At 43.9% G+C, this 8,685-nt stretch carries 9 protein-coding genes and 1 riboswitch; of the genes, 7 read left to right on the forward strand and 2 right to left on the reverse strand.

All coding sequences use genetic code 11. From position 1 onward, the window contains the following. The coding region (gene pepT, locus WB217_RS03320; protein WP_423990614.1) for a peptidase T at positions 1-1,102 on the reverse strand (1,102 nt) is incomplete at its 3' end. A gap of 159 nt (positions 1,103-1,261) precedes the next feature. Then, a riboswitch (TPP riboswitch) is annotated at positions 1,262-1,370 on the forward strand. A 264-nt stretch (positions 1,371-1,634) separates the two neighbouring features. Here pepT and WB217_RS03325 point away from each other — a divergent pair. From WB217_RS03325 to alaP, 7 genes are all read left to right on the forward strand, one after another. Beyond that, positions 1,635-2,396, forward strand: a complete 762-nt coding sequence (locus tag WB217_RS03325; protein ID WP_423990616.1) for a 3-oxoacyl-ACP reductase — start codon at positions 1,635-1,637, stop codon at positions 2,394-2,396. Between the two features lie 102 nt (positions 2,397-2,498). Beyond that, positions 2,499-3,323: a hydroxyethylthiazole kinase gene (gene thiM / locus WB217_RS03330; protein ID WP_423990618.1), complete on the forward strand. Its 825-nt coding sequence runs from the start codon at positions 2,499-2,501 to the stop codon at positions 3,321-3,323. Continuing rightward, positions 3,310-4,143: a bifunctional hydroxymethylpyrimidine kinase/phosphomethylpyrimidine kinase gene (gene thiD, locus WB217_RS03335; RefSeq protein ID WP_423990620.1), complete on the forward strand. Its 834-nt coding sequence runs from the start codon at positions 3,310-3,312 to the stop codon at positions 4,141-4,143. Before thiM ends, thiD begins: the two co-directional genes overlap by 14 nt. Beyond that, positions 4,131-4,778, forward strand: coding sequence for a thiamine phosphate synthase (thiE, locus tag WB217_RS03340; RefSeq protein WP_423990622.1), 648 nt, complete (start codon positions 4,131-4,133; stop codon positions 4,776-4,778). The genes thiD and thiE overlap by 13 nt, the downstream gene beginning before the upstream one ends. A 50-nt stretch (positions 4,779-4,828) precedes the next feature. After that, positions 4,829-5,332, forward strand: coding sequence for an energy coupling factor transporter S component ThiW (gene thiW, locus WB217_RS03345; RefSeq protein ID WP_423990624.1), 504 nt, complete (start codon positions 4,829-4,831; stop codon positions 5,330-5,332). A gap of 107 nt (positions 5,333-5,439) precedes the next feature. Next, a complete protein-coding gene (locus tag WB217_RS03350; protein WP_423990626.1) occupies positions 5,440-6,054 on the forward strand; it encodes an exonuclease domain-containing protein in 615 nt (204 codons plus the stop codon). Positions 6,055-6,371: 317 nt separating this feature from the next. Further along, complete coding sequence (gene alaP / locus WB217_RS03355) at positions 6,372-7,763, forward strand: alanine permease AlaP (RefSeq protein ID WP_423990628.1); 1,392 nt, start codon at positions 6,372-6,374, stop codon at positions 7,761-7,763. Positions 7,764-7,807: 44 nt separating this feature from the next. On the opposite strand, the gene trhA is transcribed toward alaP, so the two are convergent. Then, positions 7,808-8,455 (reverse strand): PAQR family membrane homeostasis protein TrhA, encoded by a 648-nt coding sequence (gene trhA / locus WB217_RS03360; RefSeq protein WP_423990630.1) that lies wholly within the window; start codon positions 8,453-8,455, stop codon positions 7,808-7,810. Between the last annotated feature and the right edge of the window lie 230 nt (positions 8,456-8,685).

Genomic DNA, 8,685 nt, shown 5'->3' on the forward strand with positions numbered 1-8,685 from the left:
GTCCCATATAGCTTAGCTGGGAGCCGTCTGTACCGCCGCGGATTGGCTTTACGATCGGCTTGATACCGAGGTTTTCCATCGCTTCGTAAGCGATATCGACGATTTCCTTTACTGGCTCGATTTTATCCTTCATGTTGTAGTATTGGTCGTTCATTTCAAGCTCAATACGGTTTTCACCATATAGAAGTCTTTGCTCGTTTGTAACCTTTTGCATTAAATCCTTGCGTCCCTGGAAGCCGGCTTGATCGAAGTCACGAATGATATAATTCAAAGTTGTTTCTTCCACATCTCCATTGATGGAGCTCAGGTGGAAGAAGCCTTCATAGCCTTCAGTATGCTCTGGCGCTTCTTCTGCAGGCAGCTTGCTATGGAACTCCATCGCGATTTTGGCGGAGTTCACCATTTTTCCTTTTGCCGTACCCGGGTGTACATTTTTACCCTTGAATGTTACCTTTGCACCAGCAGCGTTAAAGCTTTCATACTCGAGCTCGCCAAGCGGGCCGCCGTCAACGGTATAGGCGAATTTTGCATCGAATGCCGCAACATCGAACTTGTGAGGTCCTCTGCCGATTTCCTCGTCGGGAGTAAAGGCTACTCGGATTTTTCCATGTTTGATTTCCGGATGCTTGATCAAATAAGCCATCGCCGTCATAATTTCGGCAATTCCCGCTTTATTGTCAGCACCAAGAAGAGTTGTGCCATCTGTGGTGATCAATGTGTGTCCCTTATATTGAGGAAGCTCTGGAAAGTCTGCTGGCGATAGGATAATAGTCAATTCCTTGTTCAGCATGATTTCATTGCCATCAAAGTTTTCCACAATCTGAGGGTTAACGTTCTTCCCTGTAAAATCAGTCGCTGTATCTACGTGAGCAAGGAAGCCAATCGTCGGCACATCCTTATCGGTATTGGCAGGAAGGGTCGCCATTACGTAACCGTTCTCGTCGATCGTAACTTCGTCCATACCGATCACTTTCAATTCTTCCACGAGCATATTTGCCAAAGTTAGCTGGCCTTCAGTAGAAGGGCAGGTTTCACTATTTTCATTGGATTGCGTATCAATTTTTACATAAGAAGTAAATCTTTCAATAATCTCGTTTTTCAATTCCCTTCATCTCCCATTCTTGAGTATATTTTCATATTATCATATATCTAATTGAACACAATTTGTATTGGGTTATTAAAATTGTACTTATAAATAATAAAATCAAATCCCTTTACATATATAAATGTTAAGGCTACTATGAAAATAATTAAATATTCGTTGTACTACTAGGGGTGCCCTGTGCTGGGCTGAGAGAAAAACATTCGTTTTTTGACCCTTTGGACCTGATCTGGGTAATACCAGCGTAGGAAAGTAGTGAGAGATGTTTTTTTCCCTTACATTGCTTTTAAGCCAGGTCCTTTTATGGATCTGGCTTTTTTATTTTTGGCTCTGTTAAACTGGACTGTTGATTTCCGCTCCAGACACTCGCTTTCCGCGGGGCGTCAGGTGAGCCTCCTCGTCGCTTTGCTCCTGCGGGGTCTCACCTTGGCCGCTGATCCCGCAGGAGTCGAGTGCCTTCCGCTCCAATTAACAGGATTTAAGAATCAACACTGACTTTTAAAAGAGCCATATATTTAAGGAGATGAAGAAAATGGAATTAAAAAATCAAGTAGTTCTAGTGACTGGCGGCAGCCGGGGGTTGGGTGCAGAGACGGTAAAGGCTTTTGCAAGAGAAGGCGCGAGAGTCGTAATCAACTATTTTCAAAGCGAGGAAAAAGCAAGGCAGCTTGCAGAAGAAATTGGGGATGCCGCATTAGCTGTCCAGGCAGATGTTAGAAATTCGGAACAGGTACTGAGCATGTTAAGAAAGGCAAAGGAGCACTTTGGCACCCCGATTACTACAATCGTGAATAACGCGCTAATCAGCTTTAAATTTGATCCTGTTGCAAAAAAGGATGCTTTTTCAATTGGCTGGGAAGATTATCAGCTGCAGCTTGAAGGCTCCATCCGCGGTGCGTTGAATACCATTCAGGCTGGACTTCAAGATATGGAAACCATGAAGTTTGGACGGATTATTAACATTGGCACAAACCTGTTTCAGAACCCGGTTGTACCTTATCACGACTATACGACGAGCAAGGCGGCCTTACTTGGTTTTACTAGAAATATGGCGAATGACCTTGGCAAATATGGCATCACCGTCAATATGGTTTCGGGTGGTTTGCTAAAAACAACAGACGCAAGCTCCGCTACTTCTGAGGAGGTTTTCCAGCTGATCCAGTCATCGACCCCACTAAGAAAAGTAACGGACCCAGCTGAAGCGGCAGATGCAATTGTATTTTTTGCATCCCCATGGGGGCGGGCTGTTACGGGCCAAAACCTTGTCGTTGATGGCGGACTTGTCATGGACTAAGAGAATTGGAAATAGACGAATAAGAAGTGAAAAGGAAGTCCCTAGTTGAAAATTGCGTTGCACCTAGGGAAGAGTTCACACCAATCAAAAGGAGGAATTGTCATGGGAAAAACAGAGGTTGCCAGTTTGCTAAACAAAGTACGTACCCAAAAACCGCTGATTCATAACATCACAAACGTCGTTGTAACCAATTTCACCGCCAATGGCTTGCTTGCTCTTGGGGCATCACCAGTAATGGCTTATGCACCAGAAGAGGTTGCTGAAATGACCTCTATGGCAGGTAGTCTTGTGCTCAATATCGGAACTTTAAACTCTCAAGTGGTGGAGTCGATGCTTATTGCCGGGAAAGCGGCAAATGAGCATAGAGTGCCGGTCATTCTTGATCCCGTTGGGGCAGGAGCCACTGCTTATCGCACAGAAACTGCCCTGAAGCTAATGGAAGAATTGGAGATTTCTATTATCAGGGGGAATGCTGCTGAGATCGCAAATGTGGCCGGTGAAAAATGGGATATTCACGGCGTTGACGCTGGTGAGGCAGCTGGGGATGTAATCGCCCTTGCTGTTTCTGCCGCGGAAAAATTGAATACAGTCGTTGCGCTCACTGGAAAAGACGACATCATCACCGACGGAAAGGCTACATTCATTGTCCACAACGGACATCCTATCCTTACTAAGGTAACCGGTACTGGCTGCCTGCTTACTTCAGTCATTGGCGCGTTTGCAGCCGTAGAAAAAGATCCGCTTACTGCAGCAGCTGCAGCCATTGTCACCTATGGTGTAGCAGCAGAAAGAGCAGCGGAAAAATCTGCAGAAATGGGACCTGGAAGCTTCCAAGTAGAATTTCTGGACCAACTGTACAAAGTAAACGAAGATGACATCCTAAATTATAGTTCTTTTACCAAAAGGGGGACGAATGAATATGTTTAAAGCACTGACAATTGCAGGATCTGACAGCGGCGGAGGGGCAGGCATTCAGGCTGATCTGAAAACATTTCAGGAATTAAAGGTATTCGGCATGTCTGCGCTGACGGCTGTTACAGCCCAGAACACTCTAGGCGTCCAGGGGGTTTTCCCAATGGAACCAGAAGCTGTCGCAAAACAGATTCAATCAGTAGGCGAAGACATTGGCGTTGATGCATTGAAAACCGGGATGCTTTTCAATGCTGAAATTATTGAAGCTGTTTCTGAAAAAATAAAGCAGTTCCAGTGGGATAAGGTAGTTGTTGATCCAGTGATGATTGCGAAGGGCGGGGCACCTCTTCTTCAGCAGGAAGCTGTATCGGCAATGAAAGAGCATCTGCTGCCTGTTTGCTTAGTGGTTACCCCTAATATTCCAGAGGCAGAAGTCCTGACAAGTATGTCGATTAACAACATGGATGACAAAAAGGAAGCGACTAGAAGGATTCATGCAATGGGAGCAAAATATGTGGTCATTAAAGGCGGCCATGATGAAAATACGAAAGAATCTGTTGACTTGCTTTTTGACGGCGCAGGATTTGAACTATTTTCGAGACCAAGAATGAATACAAGAAACACTCACGGAACTGGCTGTACTTTTTCGGCAGCGATTGCAGCTCAGCTTGCGAAGGGAGCAACTGTATATGAAGCGGTATCTGTTGCGAAGGAATTCATTCAGGCTGCGATTGAAGAGCCGTTAAGCATCGGCAATGGGCATGGCCCAACGAACCATTGGGCCTTTAATCATAAAAAGAAAGAAGAAAGCAGGCTGACGCCATGGCAAGGATAAGTCCCGAACATATGGAAAGCTTGCTTAAGGTTTATTTTATAGCTGGAAGTGCGAACTGCCTGAAAACACCAGAAAAAGTTTTATCTGAGGCTATAGAAGGAGGGGTCACACTTTTTCAATTTCGCGAAAAGGGTGAAGGCTGCCTTCAAGGTCAGGAAAAGCTTGAACTGGGAAAAAGACTGCAATGGATCTGTAAGGAAAACGGCATCCCGTTTATTGTGAATGATGATATTGAATTGGCGATTGAACTGGATGCCGATGGAGTGCACATTGGCCAGGAAGATGAAGATGCTGCACTGGTCCGCAAAAGGATCGGCGATAAGATTCTTGGTGTATCTGTACACAATCTTAAGGAAGCTGAAAAAGCTAGGCATGCAGGGGCGGACTATTTCGGTGTTGGACCGATTTTTCCGACGCAAACAAAGAAAGATGCGAAGGCGGTCCAGGGGACTGTCCTAATAGAGGAATTAAGAGACTTTCATATTCCGATTGTAGGGATAGGGGGAATCAATGCAGAAAATGCATCAGTTGTAATAAAAGCTGGCGCAGCTGGGGTTTCTGTCATCACCGCCATCAGCCATGCAGACGATGTGAAGGAAGCAGCCTCCAAATTAAGAGGAAAAATCCTACACTAAAGCCCAATTCCAAGAGGTTCATCAAAAAGAAATATAAAATGGAGGCTAACATGAAAAGTACCCACAAGCTTACGCTGACAGCGATGTTGATGGCTATTGGAACACTGACAAGCCACCTGTTGTTTATCCCATTGGGGATTGTGAAGGTCTTTCCTGTACAGCATTTTATTAATGTGCTGTCCGCGGTGTTGTTAGGGCCGTACTACGCAGTTGCCCAGGCATTTGGAATTTCCCTTTTAAGAAACCTGATGGGAACAGGCTCTGTATTTGCTTTTCCGGGAAGCATGATTGGCGCGTTATTGGCGGCTTATTTATTTAAAAAAACGAACAATATCATTTTTGCGTTTGCAGGAGAGGTAGTTGGCACGGGAATCTTAGGGGCAATCGCCTGCTATCCAATCGCCACACTTTTTCTTGGAAAAGATGCTGCATTGTTCGGGCTTGTTCCGGCGTTTTTCATTAGTTCACTTGCCGGTGCTGCAATAGGCTTTGTCATGTTGAAAATTTTTATGAAGAATGCTGCAGGCAGATTGGAGATTAATAGCAAGTTATAAGGCATTCGATTGGAAAAAAATTCATCCTGCTGTGTTAGGCTGGAATTAAAGATTTTCCTGCTATATGATATTGATAGATCATATTTCAGCTGAAAAGGGTGACATTTTTGAGTAGTGAGAATAAGTTAGGACTGGTAGTGGACGTGGAGACAACTGGATTGGGTCCCGATTCAGATGAAATTATTGAATTGGCGCTGAAGCTGTTTTCATTTAACGAAGAAACAGGAGAAATTATTGAGATCATTGATGAGGATTCATATTTGCGAGAGCCACTTTCCAAATCGGCGCAAAATAATTATGACCGTGCTTATCGAATCCATGGCATCTCCTATGACATGGTCAGGGGAAAGACGTTTTATGATGAAAAAATCATGGAGTACTTCAATCGAACGGATGCAATCTTTGCGCATAATGCCTCATTCGATCGCAGCTTTTTGTTCAGGATGTATCCTGAAGTGAATGAGATGAAATGGTATTGTACAATGAAGAATGTGCAATGGAAAAATCACGGCTTCCCAAACAGCAAGCTGCTTACATTGCTTCAGGCACATAATATCTCAAAATTCCAGACGCACCGGGCAATGGATGACATTACATATTTGACAGAACTGCTGAAGCAGCAAAACCCTAATGGCGATTTGTATTTGAAAGAAGTACTGGACTACGGTCCTATGAGGAAGTACCAGCCCGCTCCAAAACAAAGACGACGGATGTTCTATTAATCGTCAACATAAAATCTATCAGCCTTTCCAACCATTTATGGGGTAAGAAAGGCTTTTTTTCATTATGAGAAAATTTTCATATTTTTATAGACTGGATTTCATGGTAAAATGGCGAAAGGAAATTTTATAAGAATAATAATTTTCTAAAAATAAGGTTTTGAATCAATCGGAATTGTGTATAGGAAAGAGGCTGCATTCTTATCGTTGCTATTCCTTTCTGGATAATTATCGAAAGATTCAACTATTAGCCTAAAAGGATTTATTATGATTTCAATAACAATTTAGTCATCCGAAATATGGTGTAGAGGAGAGACAGCATGAAAACTTCACAGGGAAATGAACTGCAACGCGGGCTTGAGGAAAGGCATATTACACTTATGTCGTTAGGTGCGGCAATTGGTGTCGGACTATTTCTTGGATCCGCAACGGCAATAAAGCTGGCTGGCCCGGGAATCTTGCTTGGGTACGCTTTCAGCGGAATGATTATGTTCTTTATCATGAGGGCTCTTGGCGAAATGGCAATCCAGAAGCCGGTTGCCGGGTCGTTCAGCAAATATGCAAGAGACTACCTCGGACCGCTTGCTGGATATATCACCGGCTGGAACTATTGGTTCCTATGGATTGTTACCGGAATGGCGGAAATTACAGCTGTCGGCATTTATATGGAATATTGGTTTCCGGAGACTCCGCGTTGGATTTGGGCGCTCGCTGCCCTCGTCATAATGGCCTCCGTTAACTTCCTGGCTGTAAAAGCTTATGGCGAGCTGGAATTCTGGTTTGCGTTGATTAAGATTGTGACGATCCTGGCGATGATTGTTTCTGGAGCCGGCATGATTATTTGGGGAATAGGCAATGGCGGAATTGCTACAGGAATCCAAAACCTTTGGGCGAACGGAGGATTTTTCCCGAATGGAATAAAGGGTGTTCTTCTGTCCCTGCAGATGGTCATGTTTGCTTATTTAGGGATTGAAATGATTGGTGTCACTGCCGGGGAAGTGAAAAATCCTGAGAAATCACTTGCCAGGGCGATTGATTCGGTATTCTGGCGCATCCTGATTTTCTATGTAGGAGCTTTATTCGTCATTATGTCGATCTTTCCTTGGAATGAGATCGGTTCGAAGGGAAGCCCGTTTGTACTGACTTTTGAACAATTAGGTATTCCTGCAGCAGCGGGAATCATTAATTTCGTTGTACTGACAGCTGCACTATCCTCATGCAACAGTGGGATTTTCAGCACTGGCCGAATGCTTTTCAACCTTGCAAATCATGATGAAGCACCAAAAAAATTCAGCAAGCTTACGAAAAATGGTGTACCTGGATTTGCGATTTTCGCATCTGCGGCGGCACTGCTGATTGGAGTAGTTTTGAATTATATCGTCCCGGCAAAAGTTTTTGCATGGGTCACAAGCATTGCAACATTTGGGGCAATCTGGACTTGGGCAATCATTCTCCTGTCCCAGATCCGATATCGTAAAAGTTTGAAGGAGAATGAAGTGAAAAAGCTTAAGTACAAGCTTCCATTATTCCCCTTCACTTCATATCTGTCATTAGCCTTCCTGGCATTTGTCATCGTCCTGATGGCATTCAGTCCTGACACGAGGGTCGCTCTTTTCATAGGGCCTCTATGGCTCGGACTGCTGACTGCTTTTTACTATGGAAAAGGGTTCCATAAGAGAAATAACGATATGAATGTGAAAAACGTAAGTTAAACATAATGTGCCTGCTCTCTGAATTGGAGAACAGGCACATTTTTTTATAAAACGTAAAGGTAAACACTGAGGAAATGGGCAAGGCTACCGAGCATGATAAATATGTGGAAAATTTCATGAAAACCGAGATATTTTGACCGCAGGAAATCCGGCTTCAATGCGTAGATCACCCCGCCAATTGTATACATGACCCCACCAGCAACAAGCCAGAAAATCCCTCTTGGACTCAGGACAGATGAAAGTGGAGAGACGACGAAGATGACCATCCATCCCATGACGATATAGATGGAGGTAGACAGCCATCTTGGGCTTTTGAACCAAACCATCTTAAACAGGATGCCGCATAAAGCTGCAACGGTGATGATGGCAAATAAAGTCCAGCCTGTCATTCCATTCAGGCTGATCAGGCAAAAGGGTGTATAAGACCCGGCAATTAATACAAAAATCATTGAATGATCAATCCGTCTGAGGAAAGCAATCACCCGGTCCTTGGCTTTGACCATATGATAGGTTGCTGATGCCGTATATAGAAGAATCATGCAGATGCCAAAAATGGTGACCGAGGTAATCGCCAGTGCTGAACCAGAAGTAAGCGAAGCCTTTATCACAAGCGCAAGCAGCCCAGCAAAAGACAGTAATGCACCTGCCAAATGTGTTAGGCCATTGATTGGTTCCCGAATATAACTGTTCATTGAAATACCTCCATGTTTCATAATGTAGTTTTAATAACTACTTATAATGATATACACGCAATGTCATGTAGTCAATGTTTACGTTCGTTTTTTTTTGCGTTATAATAAAAGAAAAACATTGAGGGATAAACTTTGAGTAATATAGCAGACCTGCTCGCCGACCTTGGCCTTGAAAATAATATCGCGCTGGAGGATATACCCGGAATCGATTTGTATATGGACCAAGTCAT

This window comes from Mesobacillus sp., assembly GCF_049588175.1.
GTDB lineage: Bacteria > Bacillota > Bacilli > Bacillales > Cytobacillaceae > Mesobacillus.

Coding starts and splice junctions, on each gene's coding strand:
- thiE (WP_423990622.1), top strand. CDS start 4,131: ATGGCAAGGATAAGTCCCGAACATATGGAAAGCTTGCTTAAGGTTTAT.
- thiM (WP_423990618.1), top strand. CDS start 2,499: ATGGGAAAAACAGAGGTTGCCAGTTTGCTAAACAAAGTACGTACCCAA.
- alaP (WP_423990628.1), top strand. CDS start 6,372: ATGAAAACTTCACAGGGAAATGAACTGCAACGCGGGCTTGAGGAAAGG.
- WB217_RS03325 (WP_423990616.1), top strand. CDS start 1,635: ATGGAATTAAAAAATCAAGTAGTTCTAGTGACTGGCGGCAGCCGGGGG.
- thiW (WP_423990624.1), top strand. CDS start 4,829: ATGAAAAGTACCCACAAGCTTACGCTGACAGCGATGTTGATGGCTATT.
- trhA (WP_423990630.1), bottom strand. CDS start 8,455: ATGAACAGTTATATTCGGGAACCAATCAATGGCCTAACACATTTGGCA.
- thiD (WP_423990620.1), top strand. CDS start 3,310: ATGAATATGTTTAAAGCACTGACAATTGCAGGATCTGACAGCGGCGGA.